Origin of the sequence: Winogradskyella sp. (genome assembly GCF_045105575.1) — a bacterium.
GTDB lineage: Bacteria > Bacteroidota > Bacteroidia > Flavobacteriales > Flavobacteriaceae > Winogradskyella.
On record NZ_JBGCDQ010000003.1, the window covers coordinates 15,753 to 30,792 of the forward strand.

Below are 15,040 nucleotides of genomic sequence, written 5' to 3' on the forward strand. Positions count from 1 at the left end.
GTTTTTGGTATTATTGTTTGTGGGCAACTTCGCCCTGCCAATCTGTAAATCCGCCTAACAAATTATAGGCATTAGCAATGTCTAATTGGTTCATAATAGCGCAAGCCTGTCCGCTTCTACCACCAGATTTGCAATACACATAATAACTTTTAGATTTATCTAATTGCTCAATCTCATCAATGAAACCTTGGCCTTTAAAAATATCTATATGTATAGCATCAGGTATCATGCCTAAATCGACTTCATCTTGTGTTCTAACGTCTAAAATCACCGAATTATTGTCTTCTTTAAGCTGTTTTGTCCAATCTTGCTGGGATAAATCTGCCATTTTTAAGTTCTATGTTTAAACAAAATTAACATTTCTTTATGATATAGACGTAAAAAAATCCAAAGTGTTACACTTTGGATTCATTTTTTAACATTTTATCCTCAACTTAATTCAGGAACTCATCGATTTATTTTGTGCCTTTTCTAAGGTTACACTTTAATAGAACAACCAATCGCTTTAGTTTCCTTAATCTCAATAGCGGTGTTATTTAAAAGTGCATACACTGCATCTTCAACGTAAGTTTCTGTTACCGCTGTAGCGTCTTTATAATTATTGTCAATAGCACCAATATATTTTACCATATTTCCCTTTTCAGTTTTTTGTAAAACATAAACATGAGGCGTTTTTGTAGCACCATATTGCGGATAAACCGTTTGACCTTTGTCCATCAAATAAGGAAATGTAAAGCCTTTTTCTTTTGCTCTTTGCTGCATCGCTTCCATATTATCTCCTGGTTTTACTTTTGTATTATTTGGCATAATAGCAATAACAGGATAACCTTTTGAAGCGTATTTTTTATTTAAAGCTTCAATTCTATCTTCATAGGCTACGGAATAAGGACAAGTATTACACGTAAAGATGACGATAAAACCTTTAGCTTCTTTGTAATCTGACAGAGAGACCATTTTTCCATCAATATTTTCGAGACTAAAATCTGTAGCAATATCACCGATACCGTAACCTTTAGTATCTGTGTTGATTGTAAAAGCAGAAAGTGTTAATACTAACACTAAGGCTGTAAGTAATTTTAAAGTTTTCATATGTTTCTATTTTAAAAATTGTTTGAGTTCGGTTTCTAATTCGTTTTGTGTAAATAATTTTTCATAAAACTGACGTTTTTCATCATTATAAATAATAGTGGCTGGTAATGCGCCAGACCAACTTTCGTCTATTGCAGGAATCCAACGATTTTGATCAATATCATCGAAAGCCACCACTTTAGATTTTAAATTGTTCTTCTTTATATAAGGCTTTAATGCCGAATCGTACTTACTTGGAAAGTCTAAACTCACAAGCAGCACTTCAACATTATCATTTTTATACTTTTCATTAATAACTTCAAAATAAGGTAACTCTTTAATACAAGGTGCGCACCAGGTTGCCCAAAAGTTTACAACATGAATTTTACCATCTTTTTTATTTATCAAAGGTTCTAATCCATCATAATCGTAAATCTCTAAATCAAAATCCGTGTTGATAGTATCAGTATGTTCCAAAACGACGTTAGTCTCTGATGGTTTAGGTTGCGTATCCTGAGTCTTATTTTTACAAGAAACTAAACCTATAATTAATAGAAGAATAAATGGTTTCATGTTTATGCTGTTCCGATAGCTATCGGAATTGATCCAGTAGCTTTTTCTGTAGTTTTTTCTGTAGTTTTTTTTATAGATCACTTGGTGTTCGCTCTTAATCTTGCCCTGAGTTGCTAAAAATTTTACAATATGCGTTTCTTGGTATAAAGTTATCAATAGGACTTTTGAACATACAATAATTAACAAAAAATTAATTCAAACATTTCATTTTACAGAAGTCAGTAGTTAAATACGTACTAAAAATTAATCATAATTAATTGATGATATGATATTTGAATTATTAATAATTGTCCGTTCGAGCGCAGTCGAGAACTATTGATGTGCTTCTTGTAGGTTTCGACTGCGCTCAACCAGACAGTAGCTAATTAATTATCAATTCGCACAAGTAACTGTCTACTGACCTCTATAATTCTAAATTTCATTACATCGCTAAAGACATTTAAAAGATATTCTATCTCCCATTCAAAAAAAATCAATAATTACAGATAAAATGTTTGAGATTGCGAATTATGATATCTATATTTGACATTCAGATGAAAATAAATACAAATCATACTTGGTGGTGGAATTTCTCAAACTTACGTTCGTGAACTAATCCTTGGTATGTAAACATATAAAAAAAGGCTTGTCATTCACGACAAGCCTTTTTTAATGCTGAATTTATTTCAGCACCTTTTAAAAGAATTCTTAAGTATTAAACAAAAAGATACTGACACAATTCCGATAGCTATCGGAACATCAAAAGTAAATTAAAACGTAAAACAAAAGGATACTGAAACGAGTTCAGCATAAATATGAAAACATTTAGTCTTTACACCCATTATAAAAAAATCTTAGCAGATACAATCACGCCTGTGAGCATTTATCTTAAAATTAGAGATAAATTTCCTAATAGTATTTTATTAGAAAGTAGTGATTATCACGCTAATGATAACAGTTTTTCTTATATCTGCTGTAATCCCATTGCGTCTATTAAGGTTGAAGGCAATACCATATCGCAAACCTATCCTGATGGTAGTTCTAAAAGTAATTTTGTTGAAACCGTTGGTGTGGTCGATGAAATTCACAAATTCACACAACGCTTTAAAGTAGATACCATTGAAGATTTTAAATTTATTAATAATGGCATTTTTGGGTACACAGCGTACGATGCAGTAAAATATTTTGAAGACATCGAGATTTCAAAAAAAGATAATTCTGTGGTCATTCCAGAAATTTATTACGCTGTTTATCAAAATATTATTGCCATTAATCACTTTAAAAACGAAGCTTATATTTTTGCACATTGTTTTGATACGGAAAATAACATTGATGACATTCTTCAATTAATTCAAACCAGACAATACGCTTCCTACGATTTTAAAACAAAAGGTGAAATTGCATCTAATCTTACAGATGACGACTACAAAAATCACGTAGAACTAGCAAAAAAACACTGTGCAAGAGGAGATGTTTTTCAATTGGTGTTGTCCAAACAATTTTCGCAACAATTTAGTGGTGACGAATTTAATGTGTACCGAGCACTAAGAAGTATCAATCCTTCGCCTTACCTCTTCTATTTCGATTATGGTAATTTTAAAATATTTGGAAGTTCGCCAGAAGCACAACTAGTGGTCAGCGATGGCAAAGCCGAAATTCATCCTATTGCAGGCACTTTTAAACGTAGTGGAAATGATTTAAAAGATGCGGAACTAGCAGAAGCCTTAATTAAAGATGATAAGGAAAATGCAGAACATGTCATGTTGGTAGATTTAGCACGAAACGACCTCAGCAGAAATGGTAGCAACGTCACTGTTGAAAATTACCGAGAAGTACAATTTTTCTCGCATGTGATCCATTTGGTAAGCAAAGTTACAGGCACTATTCATAAAAACACCAACACCATGCAAGTGGTTGCAGACACCTTTCCTGCTGGAACTTTAAGTGGTGCGCCTAAACACAAAGCGATGCAGCTCATTGAGACATACGAAAAAACCAGCAGAGGTTATTACGGAGGAGCTATCGGTTTTATGGATTTTAATGGTAACTTTAATCAAGCCATTATGATTAGAACCTTTTTAAGTCAGAATCATAAATTATTTTGGCAAGCAGGAGCAGGTATTGTGGCAAAATCTAGCGCAGAAAACGAATTACAAGAAGTATATAACAAACTTGGTGCTTTAACAAAAGCTATTGAAATGGCAGAAGATGTTTAAAATTTGGGCGTTACCCAAGGGTCAGGCTTTCGCTACTCGCTCTCTGCGAGGAGCTCAAACAAACCGCTCAATCCTTAACGCAAAAGACCTCATAGGTTCTTAAAAACCTTGTAGGTGTTAATAAGAGTATCCTGCAAGGTTTCAAAAACCTTGTAGGTATTAATAACAAATAATCCCGAAATTTCGGGACTGCCAAAGCAGAAAATTAGTATGAAAAAAATATTAGTCATAGATAATTACGACAGTTTCACATACAATCTCGTTCATTATTTGGAAGATTTAGATTGCGAAGTCACTGTAAAAAGAAACGATAAGCTATCCATTGAAGACGTTGATGCATTTGATAAAATTGTGTTATCACCAGGTCCTGGCATACCAGATGAAGCTGGTTTGTTAAAGGAGATTATTAAGGTGTATGCACATACCAAAAGTATACTAGGTGTATGTCTTGGACAACAAGCTATTGGCGAAGTTTTTGGAGGCACTCTAGAAAACTTAGAGCATGTGTATCATGGAGTTGCTACCAATATTACAGTATCTGTTGACGACGAAAATCTTTTTAAAGGTCTTGATAAAACGTTTGAAGTTGGTCGTTACCATTCTTGGGTCGTAAATACTAATTTACCAGAATGTTTAGAAGCTACGTCTTTTGACGAAAACGGACAAATTATGTCGTTAAGACATCGAGAATATGATGTGAGAGGAGTTCAGTACCATCCTGAATCTGTTCTCACACCGAATGGGAAACGGATTTTAGAGAATTGGGTGAATGACTAGGTATTAGGTATTTAGTATTAAGTATTAAGTATTAAGTATTAAGTATTAAGTAAAAAGCTAAGATTTTCAAATTAAATCAAACGTATAAATAAAAGAATTAACAAATTCCCTTTTTGAAGCTTGTGCTGAGCGCAGTCGAAGTAGAAAGGGTTAGGGAAAGGCCTATGAAAGCACTATTAAACAGACTTATTAACCAAGAAAGTATCACAAGCACTGAAGCTAAAAACGTTTTGGTTAATATTTCAGAAGGAAAATATAATCAAAGTCAGATCGCTTCATTTCTCACCGTTTATATGATGCGTAGCATTACCATAGAAGAACTGAGAGGATTTAGAGATGCACTTTTAGAATTATGTATTCCTGTAAACTTAGACAACTACAACACCATTGATTTATGTGGTACAGGAGGTGACGGAAAAGACACCTTCAATATTTCTACATTATCCTCATTTGTAACTGCAGGAGCGGGAGTCCATGTCACAAAACATGGCAATTACGGAGTGTCATCAGCTTGCGGCTCATCTAATGTTATGGAGCATTTGGGTATAAAATTTACGAGTAATGCCGATTTTTTAAAACGAAGTATCGACGAAGCTGGTATCTGTGTGTTACATGCTCCACTGTTTCATCCTGCTATGAAAAATGTAGCTCCAATTCGGAAAGCACTTGGAGTCAAAACGTTTTTTAATATGTTAGGTCCTATGGTGAACCCTGCCTTTCCAAAGAATCAAATGGTTGGTGTTTTTAATCTCGAATTATTGAGACTTTATGGTTATTTATATCAAGAAACAGATAAAAATTATGCTGTAGTGCATGCCTTGGATGGTTATGATGAAATTTCTTTAACAGGACAAACAAAAGTGATTTCAAATACATCTGAAACCCTATTCGAGCCGCAAGATTTAGGTGTTTCCCAGATTGAACAATCTGCAATTTTTGGCGGAAATACCGTAAAACAAGCCGCTAAAATTTTTACTGATATCATTAACGGAAACGGAACAGATGCACAAAATAATGTGGTTTGTGCCAACGCAGGTTTGGCGATAGCGACAACAAAACAAATTTCACATAAAGAGGGTTTCGAACTGGCTAAGGAATCGTTGGTTAGTGGAAAAGCGAAAGAAAGTTTAAATCGATTAGTGGAATTAAGTAAAAAATAAGTTCTCAGATGCTAGTCTTCAGTGCGCAAAAACTGAATACTAAATACTGAATACTGAATACTGAATACTGAAAAAATGAACATTTTAGACCAAATAGTCAAAGACAAACACAAGGAGGTGAATCTCAAAAAAGAATTAATTCCGATTAAAGCGTATGAGCAATTGCCTTATTTTGAAATGAAAACGACTTCATTATCAAAAAAGTTAAAAGCAAGTGATACAGGGATTATAGCGGAATTTAAACGAAAATCACCTTCAAAATCAATTATTAACGATACAGCTTTGGTTGAAGATGTGGCAGTCGGTTACGAAAATGCAGGTGTATGTGGCATGTCTATTTTAACAGACGAAATTCATTTTGGTGGCACCATGGACGATGTCATAGTGGCTAGAGAACATTGCAGTTTACCCTTATTACGTAAAGAATTTATAATTGACGAATATCAAATCATTGAAGCCAAAGCCATTGGTGCAGATGCTATTTTATTGATTGCTTCCATTTTAAACAAAGCACAAATTAAGCAATTTTCAGAATTAGCAAAAAGCTTAAAGCTAGATGTTTTGTTAGAAGTTCATAATGAAGAAGAATTGCATAAATCTATGATGCCATCGTTAGATATGTTAGGTGTTAACAACAGGAATCTAAAAACCTTTGAAGTCAGTTTAGAAACCTCAAAGCAATTGAGTCAGTTAATACCAAACGATTTTGTAAAAATATCCGAAAGTGGTATCAGTTCCATAGACGCTATTAAAGAATTACAGCCTTATGGTTACCAAGGTTTTTTAATCGGAGAGAATTTTATGAAGACAGATAATCCTGGGCAAAGTGCTGAAAAATTCATAAAAGACCTCACAGGTTTTTGAAACCTGTGAGGTCTGTTGAACAAGAATGTCCTGCAAGGTTTATAAAACCTTGTAGGTCTTAATTAAAAAAATAAAAGCGAGATAAGATTCCCGCTTTCGCAAGCATATATGAAACTAAAAATATGTGGTATGAAACATAACACTGCTGATGTTGCGGAACTGCAACCAGACTATCTTGGTTTTATATTTTATGAAAAGTCCGCTCGCAATTTTGATGATATCATTCCAGAATTACCGAGTTCCATCAAAAAAGTAGGAGTTTTTGTAGATGAAACAGTGGAAGTTATAGTAGCGCAAATTGAAAAACATCAGTTAGATGTTTTACAACTTCATGGACATGAATCGCCTGAGATTTGCAAATTATTAAAAGGCACAAATAAGGAAATAATTAAAGTTTTCTCAATTAAAAATGAATTCGATTTTAGTGTTTTGGAACCCTACGAAGCCGTTGTTGACTATTTCCTTTTCGACACTAAAGGTAAATTACCAGGCGGCAATGGTTACACCTTCAATTGGGATGTTTTAGAAAATTATCGATCCACCAAACCTTACTTTTTGAGCGGAGGCATTGGGCTAAATGAAATTGAAAAGATTAAAGAATTTAAAGAAAGTCAGGCTTCAAAATACTGCTATGCGCTTGATGTGAATAGTAAATTTGAAATTGAACCAGGATTAAAACATATTGCAGCATTAGAACAATTTAAAAATGAAGTTACCACACCTCAAAAGTTTTAAAAATATTTGAGGTCTTAATCACATAGAATTATGACTTACAACATCAATGAAAAAGGCTATTACGGAGAATTTGGTGGAGCGTACATACCTGAAATGCTCTATCCAAATATTGAAGAACTACGCGAAAACTATTTAAAAATAATGGCAGAACCCTCATTCCAAGAAGCGTTTCATGCCTTATTAAAAGATTATGTTGGGAGACCTTCTCCACTCTATTTTGCCAAACGTCTTTCAGAAAAATACAACACTAAAATTTATTTAAAACGTGAAGACCTTAACCATACAGGTGCCCACAAAATAAATAATACGGTTGGGCAAATCCTTATGGCACAGCGCTTAGGTAAAACCAGAATTATTGCAGAAACTGGCGCTGGTCAACACGGAGTAGCAACAGCAACCGTTTGTGCGCTTATGGGAATTGAATGTGTCGTTTACATGGGAGAAAAAGATATTGCTCGCCAAGCACCTAACGTTGCACGTATGAAAATGTTAGGGACTAAAGTAGTACCAGCACTATCTGGAAGTCGTACTTTAAAAGATGCAACCAATGAAGCCATGCGCGACTGGATTAATAATCCTCTCGACACCCATTATATTGTAGGTAGTGTTGTTGGGCCGCATCCTTTTCCAGATATGGTGGCTAAATTTCAGGCGGTAGTTTCCGAAGAAATTAAAAGTCAATTATTAGAAAAGGAAGGTACCGAAAATCCGGATTACCTTATTGCTTGTGTTGGTGGAGGAAGCAATGCAGCTGGTACTTATTATCACTATTTAGATAATGAAGCTGTAAAAATTATTGCCGTTGAAGCTGCTGGTAAAGGTGTCCATTCTGGTGAAAGTGCAGCTACGTCGCAATTAGGTAAAGAAGGCATCATTCATGGTAGTAAAACCTTATTGATGCAGACTACTGATGGACAAATTACAGAACCGTATTCTATTTCCGCAGGCTTAGATTATCCTGGTGTTGGTCCGATGCATGCCAATTTGTATAAAACTGGTCGTGCTGAATTTATTGCCATTACAGATGATGAAGCGATGACATCTGGGTTAGAATTATCGCAACTCGAAGGTATTATTCCTGCAATAGAAACTTCTCACGCTTTGGCTGTTTTTGAGCATAAAAAATTTAAACCAGAGGATATTATTGTGCTTAATCTGTCTGGTCGTGGAGATAAAGATTTACAGAACTATATTGATTATTTTAAGCTTTAGTAGGGGAAGACGAAGATGAAGATGAAGATGAAGATGAAGATGAAGATAAAGATGAAGATGAAGAGGACTAACAGTTATAACTGAAATACGAAATTTAGTCGTGGCGTACAGAATTTAATTTGAAACTCTGAACTATAAACTATGAACTCCGAACTCTGAACTCTGAACTCTGAACTCTGAACTCTGAACTCTGAACTCTGAACTCTGAACTCAAAATTAAGTTTTGCATTTGAAATTTTAAACGATACTTTTACATTATAAATTTATGAATATGTCCGAAACCGTTTTAGAACTTAAAGATGCAACCATTTATCAAGGCGATAGTATGGTGCTATCTAAGGTGAATTTTGAAATGCAAAAAGGTGATTTCGTGTATCTTATTGGTAAAACAGGAAGCGGAAAAAGTAGTTTTATGAAAACGCTTTATGGTGATTTACAATTAACGGAAGGCGAAGGTTCCGTGGTTGATTTCAATCTAAAAACCATGAAAGAAAATGATATTCCATTTTTAAGAAGAAAACTGGGTATTGTTTTTCAAGATTTTAAATTGTTGCCAGATCGTACCATTAATGGAAATTTAGAATTTGTACTAAAAGCGACGGGTTGGAAAGAAAAAGACAAAATTCAAGATCGTATCGATGCTGTTTTAGATAAGGTAGCTATGAAAACCAAGGGCTTTAAATATCCACATGAGCTTTCTGGTGGAGAGCAACAGCGTATTGCCATTGCTCGTGCTTTATTAAATGATCCTGAACTTATTTTAGCTGATGAACCTACTGGAAATTTAGATCCACAAACCAGTATCGAAGTCATGGAAGTATTGCAAGACATTAATAAAAACGGCAACACCATTTTAATGGCCACACACGATTATGCCTTGCTTTTAAAATACCCAAGCAAAACCTTAAAATGCGACGAAAACAAAGTATTTGAAGTGGTGCAACGTAAGAGCTAAACCATGTACACAAGCTTAAAAAAAGTCGCCAAGCTTTTCATACCTAAATCATTTCTGCAAAAAAATGAGCTACTTTTTAGACGACTCATCAGTTTTAAATACAAAGGTGATGCCTATCAATGTAATATCTGTAACTTCAAACTAAAACATTTTGTAACGCTAAACGATAAAGATTTGTTATGTCCTAACTGCGGAAGCAGAAGCCGAACGCGCCGACTTTATAAAATCCTTATTGACGAAGAAGTTCTTAAAGGCACCATTTTACATTTTTCACCACCAAAATCTTTATCTAAAAAATTCAAGTTACTTCAAAACGTCAACTATTACAGTTCTGATTTTGAAAATGAATTTAGAGCCGATTATAATTTCAATATTACGGCTATTGACTGCGATAGTCATTTTTTTGATATCATTATCTGTTATCATGTTTTAGAACATATTGATGAGGATTTAAAGGCCATGTCGGAATTATACCGCGTCCTAAAACCAAATGGCATCTGTTATATACAAACACCTTTTAAAAGTGGTCTTATTTATGAAGATTCTAAGATAATATCAGAAAAAGAAAGAGAAATTGCCTTCGGACAAAAAGACCATGTTCGCGTGTATTCTGTCGAAGGTTTACAAAATCGACTAGAATCTGTTGGTTTTAAAGTAAAAATTAAGACATTTGATAAAAGTGATTCGGACAATTTTGGATTTAAAGCAGAAACTGTATTTCTATTAGAAAAGTAGGTTTTGCATGTCACGTAAATTTCAAAATTAAACTACGTACCATTTATGATTTCAGTATTAATTCCTGTTTATAATTATGCTATTTTAGACCTCGTATCTGAAATACATAAGCAGTTATCTGATGCTGAAATTCCTTTTGAAATCTTATGTTTTGATGATTGTTCTACAGATTTAAAACTTCAAGAAAACAATAAAACTATAGAAAGACTTTCGGATTGTACGTACCGCATTTTACCCAAAAATATTGGTCGTAGCGCGATTAGAAATAAATTAGCTGAAACTGCAAAGCATGACTGGTGTCTTTTTTTAGATTCGGACGTTATACCAAAAAGCAAAGATTTTATCAGCTTATATCTGAAATCTATTTCTGAAACTTCAGATATTATTTATGGAGGTATTTTGTATCCTGAAAATCGTGTGGACGACACACATGTATTACGCTGGAAATATGGCATACAAAGAGAAGCCTTACCTGTTGATGCACGTAACGAAAATAGGTATTTAAGTTTTTTAACCTTAAGTTTTCTGATTCATAAAAGGGTTTTTAAAAGTGTGAAATTCAATGAAGACATTCCGAATTTAAGACATGAAGACACCTTATTTTCTTTCGATTTAAAGGAACGTCAAATTTCTATTGCACATATTGACAATCCTGTTTATCATCTTGGTATTGAAGATAGTGACACATTTCTAAAAAAATCTTTAGACTCTGTAGAAGCCATCAATCTATTTGTGAAGCAAGGTTTGTTACCTTCAAACTATACTAAGATTACTAAAGTATATGCTGCGCTAAAAGGTAAAGGCATCTCAAAACTACTGTCATCAATTTATGTAAAATACCAAAGTGCTTTCAAAAACAATTTATTGGGTCAGAATCCGTCTCTCAAAATTTTCGATTTGTACCGATTAACGTATTATTGCTATTTAAACTCAAAAAAATAATGGCGTTTTTCTCAGTAGTCATATCGGTTTATAATAAAGAAGCGTACATTAAAAACACGCTACAAAGCGTTTTAAAACAAACCTACAAAGATTTTGAAATTATCGTTGTTAATGATGGCTCTACAGATCATAGCGTAACCGTTATTGAATCTCTAAAAGATAAACGTATAAAGCTTTTAACCATTAAAAACCAAGGAGCCTCAAATGCAAGAAACGTTGGAATAAAAGCGGCAACAAGCGATTACATTGCCCTTTTAGATGGCGATGATACTTGGGAAAACTCCTATTTGCAATTTATGTATGATGCGATTAGAGAATTTCCTGAGATGAAAGTTTTCACTGCTGGTCTTGCTCAGAAATATGATAACAAAATAATACCTGTAGATTACAGTTTTAAACAGGTCACACTTTACGATAAACATAATTACTTTAACGCTAGCCAAAAATTTTCTATAATTCACAGTTCGAGTATTGTGTTTCACAAAGCCATATTAGAAAAGACAGGCTTTTTTGATACGTCTATTATTTCAGGACAGGATACAGACTTATGGATTAGATTCGGGTTGTACTATGATATTCTATTTGTAAATAAACAACTGGCACATTATAATTACTATCCATCCAGTTTATCTAACACCACTTTTGAACTGAGCAAAAAAGCAAAGTTTGACAAATATTTAGTAGAAGAAAAACAAAATAAGGATTTAAAAGCTTTTTTAGATCGGAACCGATACTCAATGGCAATATTAAGTAAGGTTCAAAATGACCAACCTCATTTTCTGTATTTCACATCTCATTTAGATTCTGAAAATCTTAATTTCAGACAAAATTTACTTTTGAAAAGTCCAAAATGGCTTTTAAGATTATTGGTTAAACTAAAATCTTTAAAGGGAGAGAAACTATACTATCCTAATACCTGATTTTGAAACACCTCATAATCCCGAATATATTCTGATTCATCATAATCTGTACATGCTAGTACCAAACAGACCGCGCCAGATGAAAAATTTTCAATTTCTCGCCAAATGTGTGTTGGAATATACAAACCTTGATTGGGCTTGTTTAACATGATGCTTTTTTTGGTGTTACCATCATCTACAATGACTTCAAAGCTACCACTTAAGGCAATAATTACAGATTGTTGCACCTTGTGTGCATGGCCTCCTCTACTGCTATCTGTTGGCACATCGTACAAGTAATAGACGCGTTTGATTGCAAACGGAATAGCGTCTTTTTCTATAACTGCTAAGACACCACGTTCGTCATGCACTTTTGGAATCGTAATTAAATTAACCTTATCTATAGTATTCATGTGTGTTTTACTTTAAAATAGATTGCCATTGTTCTGAAATATTTTGTGCGGAAAATGGCAAAATGCTCGATTTTGCGTTTTGCTTACAAAGTAAGTATAAATCTTTATCTTCAACCAAACGGTTCATGGCTTCTGCTAATTGTTCTGGATGGTGATTTTCTACTAAAATACTATTAGTATTATTCTGAATGATTTCATTTGGACCTGATTTGCAATCCACAGAAATAACAGGAGTGCCTAATGCTAACGATTCTAAAATCGATCTTGGAAACCCTTCATACTTGCTTGTTAACACTGTAAATAAGGCAGCATTCACTATGGGTTCAGGATTTGAGTTATACCCTAAAAACTGAACATCAGATGCTATATTTAGCGACTGCACAAGCTGCTTCAATTTTTCTAAATCCTTCCCTTCTCCTAAAATTTTGAGTTTAATTTCGTGACGTTGCAAATTCGATTTTGCATAACCTTCTAACAATAACGAGATATTCTTTACTTCATCATCTAAACGCCCAAAAAAGAGAATGTAGCGATGGTCTGACTTATAGTTTTCCGTTTCTTCTGGAATATCAATGGAATTATAAATAGTCGTTACATTTTTAAAGGCATACGTTTTCTTGATGTCTTCAGCAATTGCCTTAGACACGCAAACTATTTTGTAAGCGTTTCCATATAATAGTTTTGCTAAAAATGGTTTTGGATTTATGTAATTCGCCATTTTATAACTCCGAATACAATAAATTATGTTCTTCGGGTTGTATATAAATTTAGAAATCACTAATTCCTTTAAAAAGCCTATTCGCGTTCGGTTATCAATAATATAATCGAAATTATGCGCTTTTAGATATGCTTTTAAAACTCTTAACCGCTTCCATCTTCCAAGAGCTGAATCGTCATTATCTTTAAGTTCTCCCAAATTCAGCAATTTTCCTTTGTACGGAAATTCAATACTATTGAGAACGCTCACTACATGGACATCACACCCAACATCATATAACATTTGAGATAACAAGCCAGAAGAGCGTTCTGCACCTCCTTTGCCTAAAGAAGTCACCACAATACAAATCTTTTTATTATCGGCTTTTGGCATTAACTAGTATCTTTGAAACAAATGTAAGGATATAAATGAAATATGATATTATTTTGCCCTTACCACAAATGATTTATGAAATGACAATTATACCTAATTAGCAGATGAAAATTTTATTGGTTGGTGAATATAGTAGGCTTCATAATTCTCTAAAAGAAGGCTTAGTTGAACTTGGTCATGACGTTGTTATAGTGGCCGCAAAAGATGGTTTTAAAAATTATGATGTCGATCTACCAATTCAAAAAAAATATGAAACAGGAATTTTAAAAAAGATAAAAAATGTTATTTATAGGTTCACAAAAATTGACCTTGAATCACTTCATATTAAAAAACAAATTATTGAACTAAAACCAAAGCTCAGTGATTATGATGTGGTTCAGTTTATTAATGAAGCTTCATTTTTATGCACAGCAAAGATTGAAAAGCATATTTTTGATTTAATTTCTAGCTGGAACAGAACTGTTTTTCTATTGTCTTGTGGCACGGATTATATAAGCGTAAAATATGCTCACGACCAGAAATTCAGATATTCAATCCTTACTCCTTATTTAGACGGAAAAGAACAATTTTCTAGTCCTTATGGTCTAAAATTTTTACAGCCAGATTATGTAGAACTTCATCATCATATCTATAAATCGATAGCTGGAGTCATTGCTTCAGATTTAGATTACCACTTGCCTTTACTTAATCATCCAAAGTATTTAGGACTTATTCCAAATCCTATAAATACAAAACAGTTAGATTTTAACCACTTAAATATTGAAGATGAAATTGTGATATTTCATGGTATTAATTCCCATAACTATTACAAAAAAGGAAATGATATTTTTGAAGATGCCTTAGCCATTATAAACGAAACATATTCCAATAAAATAAAAATTATAACGGTAAGAAGTTTGCCTTATGAACAATATATAGAAGCCTATAATGAAGCACATATAATGTTAGACCAAATATACGCTTACGACCAAGGTTTTAATGCTTTAGAAGCCATGGCTAAAGGAAAAGTAGTTTTTACGGGAGCTGAAAAAGAATGGTTAGGATTTTATAATCTTGAAGAAGATACCGTTGCTATTAATGCTTTACCTGATGCAAAACATATTGCACAAAAAATAGAATGGTTAATTTTGAATCCTGAAAAAATCGTTGAAATTTCTTTAAATGCGAGACAGTTTGTGGAAACACATCATAATTATAAGACTTGCGCTGAACACTATTTGAAAACTTGGAAGAAGCATATTTGAAATAATAGTCATCAACTTTTATAGTCGACTTTATAATATACTCTTAGTTCTAAGTCTAATTCCAGAGGAGTTAAAGGTTTAGAGATCAGTATATAGTTACTTATGGGAATTGATAATTAATTAACTCCTGTCTGGTTGAGCGCAGTCGAAACCTACAAAAAATACATTAATAGTTCTC

At 33.4% G+C, this 15,040-nt stretch carries 16 protein-coding genes; 11 read left to right on the plus strand and 5 right to left on the minus strand.

The window, feature by feature from the left end; all coding sequences use genetic code 11:
• Positions 1 to 10 precede the first annotated feature (10 nt).
• The 3 genes from AB8B52_RS00555 to AB8B52_RS00565 form a co-directional block, all read right to left on the minus strand.
• A complete protein-coding gene (locus AB8B52_RS00555; RefSeq protein WP_406024174.1) occupies positions 11 to 328 on the minus strand; it encodes a rhodanese-like domain-containing protein in 318 nt (105 codons plus the stop codon).
• A gap of 149 nt (positions 329 to 477) precedes the next feature.
• Entirely contained in the window at positions 478 to 1,089 is a 612-nt protein-coding gene (locus AB8B52_RS00560; protein ID WP_406024176.1) for a thioredoxin family protein, read from the minus strand.
• A gap of 6 nt (positions 1,090 to 1,095) precedes the next feature.
• Positions 1,096 to 1,641 (minus strand): TlpA disulfide reductase family protein, encoded by a 546-nt coding sequence (locus tag AB8B52_RS00565; protein ID WP_406024178.1) that lies wholly within the window; start codon positions 1,639 to 1,641, stop codon positions 1,096 to 1,098.
• A gap of 794 nt (positions 1,642 to 2,435) precedes the next feature.
• On the opposite strand from AB8B52_RS00565, the gene AB8B52_RS00570 reads away from it, so the two are divergent.
• The 10 genes from AB8B52_RS00570 (at position 2,436) to AB8B52_RS00615 (ending at position 12,136) form a co-directional block, all read left to right on the plus strand.
• Positions 2,436 to 3,836 carry an anthranilate synthase component I family protein gene (locus AB8B52_RS00570; protein WP_406024180.1) on the plus strand — a complete coding sequence of 467 codons (1,401 nt, stop codon included), beginning with the start codon at positions 2,436 to 2,438 and terminating at the stop codon, positions 3,834 to 3,836.
• A gap of 210 nt (positions 3,837 to 4,046) precedes the next feature.
• Complete coding sequence (locus AB8B52_RS00575; protein ID WP_406024181.1) at positions 4,047 to 4,613, plus strand: anthranilate synthase component II; 567 nt, start codon at positions 4,047 to 4,049, stop codon at positions 4,611 to 4,613.
• Positions 4,614 to 4,777: 164 nt separating this feature from the next.
• Entirely contained in the window at positions 4,778 to 5,773 is a 996-nt protein-coding gene (gene trpD / locus AB8B52_RS00580) for an anthranilate phosphoribosyltransferase (protein WP_406024183.1), read from the plus strand.
• A 75-nt stretch (positions 5,774 to 5,848) separates the two neighbouring features.
• On the plus strand, positions 5,849 to 6,637 hold the full coding sequence (gene trpC / locus AB8B52_RS00585; RefSeq protein WP_406024185.1) for an indole-3-glycerol phosphate synthase TrpC: 789 nt from the start codon (positions 5,849 to 5,851) through the stop codon (positions 6,635 to 6,637).
• A gap of 108 nt (positions 6,638 to 6,745) precedes the next feature.
• On the plus strand, positions 6,746 to 7,372 hold the full coding sequence (locus AB8B52_RS00590; protein ID WP_406024187.1) for a phosphoribosylanthranilate isomerase: 627 nt from the start codon (positions 6,746 to 6,748) through the stop codon (positions 7,370 to 7,372).
• Positions 7,373 to 7,402: 30 nt separating this feature from the next.
• The gene (gene trpB, locus AB8B52_RS00595) at positions 7,403 to 8,584 is read left to right on the plus strand and encodes a tryptophan synthase subunit beta (RefSeq protein ID WP_406024189.1); all 1,182 of its coding nucleotides are present in this window, start codon (positions 7,403 to 7,405) and stop codon (positions 8,582 to 8,584) included.
• Positions 8,585 to 8,855: 271 nt separating this feature from the next.
• The gene (locus AB8B52_RS00600; RefSeq protein WP_406024308.1) at positions 8,856 to 9,539 is read left to right on the plus strand and encodes a cell division ATP-binding protein FtsE; all 684 of its coding nucleotides are present in this window, start codon (positions 8,856 to 8,858) and stop codon (positions 9,537 to 9,539) included.
• 3 nt (positions 9,540 to 9,542) lie between these two features.
• The gene (locus AB8B52_RS00605) at positions 9,543 to 10,274 is read left to right on the plus strand and encodes a class I SAM-dependent methyltransferase (protein ID WP_406024191.1); all 732 of its coding nucleotides are present in this window, start codon (positions 9,543 to 9,545) and stop codon (positions 10,272 to 10,274) included.
• 45 nt (positions 10,275 to 10,319) lie between these two features.
• Positions 10,320 to 11,216 carry a glycosyltransferase family 2 protein gene (locus AB8B52_RS00610; protein WP_406024193.1) on the plus strand — a complete coding sequence of 299 codons (897 nt, stop codon included), beginning with the start codon at positions 10,320 to 10,322 and terminating at the stop codon, positions 11,214 to 11,216.
• Positions 11,216 to 12,136 carry a glycosyltransferase family 2 protein gene (locus AB8B52_RS00615; protein ID WP_406024195.1) on the plus strand — a complete coding sequence of 307 codons (921 nt, stop codon included), beginning with the start codon at positions 11,216 to 11,218 and terminating at the stop codon, positions 12,134 to 12,136. The genes AB8B52_RS00610 and AB8B52_RS00615 overlap by 1 nt, the downstream gene beginning before the upstream one ends.
• Here the strand turns inward: AB8B52_RS00615 and AB8B52_RS00620 are convergent.
• Together AB8B52_RS00620 and AB8B52_RS00625 are read right to left on the minus strand one after the other, a co-directional pair.
• On the minus strand, positions 12,121 to 12,528 hold the full coding sequence (locus AB8B52_RS00620) for a sugar 3,4-ketoisomerase (protein WP_406024197.1): 408 nt from the start codon (positions 12,526 to 12,528) through the stop codon (positions 12,121 to 12,123). The genes AB8B52_RS00615 and AB8B52_RS00620 overlap by 16 nt on opposite strands.
• A gap of 7 nt (positions 12,529 to 12,535) precedes the next feature.
• A complete protein-coding gene (locus AB8B52_RS00625; RefSeq protein ID WP_406024199.1) occupies positions 12,536 to 13,618 on the minus strand; it encodes a glycosyltransferase in 1,083 nt (360 codons plus the stop codon).
• A 104-nt stretch (positions 13,619 to 13,722) separates the two neighbouring features.
• On the opposite strand from AB8B52_RS00625, the gene AB8B52_RS00630 reads away from it, so the two are divergent.
• Entirely contained in the window at positions 13,723 to 14,862 is a 1,140-nt protein-coding gene (locus tag AB8B52_RS00630; RefSeq protein WP_406024201.1) for a glycosyltransferase, read from the plus strand.
• Positions 14,863 to 15,040 lie beyond the last annotated feature (178 nt).